Origin of the sequence: Rhodocytophaga aerolata (assembly GCF_030503435.1) — a bacterium.
GTDB classification, from domain to species: domain Bacteria; phylum Bacteroidota; class Bacteroidia; order Cytophagales; family 172606-1; genus Rhodocytophaga; species Rhodocytophaga aerolata.
Map to the genome: position 1 here is coordinate 1 of NZ_JAUKPO010000194.1, position 576 is coordinate 576.

Genomic DNA, 576 nt, shown 5'->3' on the forward strand with positions numbered 1-576 from the left:
TAATTGAACAAAAAAGGGAATCAGCTAATAACTTAGTGTGACCAAACAACAAAGTTATGCAAGAGCAATTTAATGCCCTGACTGATTCCCAGTGGCAAGTTATAAAAAAGATAATAGATACAGGTAGAAAGCGTAAGCATTCTTTACGGCACATACTAGAAGCTATTCTTTGGATTACCCGTACCGGTACGCAATGGCGCAATATGGAAAGTAAGTATCCTGCCTGGCAGATAGTTTATTACTACTACAGCAAATGGAGAGATGATCAGAGCCTCAATAAACTGCAAAAGGCTTTGGTAGAAATGGAGAGAAGGGCTAAAGGAAGAGAAAAACAGGCTTCAGTGGCTGCCATAGATAGTCAAAGTATAAAAGCAATGGCTTTTACTTATGAGCAGAAAGGAGTGGATGCCAACAAAAAAATAAACGGAAGAAAAAGGCATATTGTGGTGGATACTTTAGGCTTACCTTTAGCTATCTATGTAGGAGCAGCTAATGAGCAGGATGGGGTAGCAGGGATAGAACTATTATGGCAGATGGAGAAGACAAGTAAAAGGCTGCAACTAATCAGAGCAGATA

General features: G+C 39.6%; 1 protein-coding gene. It reads left to right on the forward strand.

Translation table 11 applies throughout. The annotated features are described in order from the left end of the window. Nucleotides 1-56: 56 nt before the first annotated feature. Nucleotides 57-576 (forward strand): IS5 family transposase (locus Q0590_RS37500; RefSeq protein WP_302042816.1); only part of this gene is annotated, 520 nt, incomplete at its 3' end.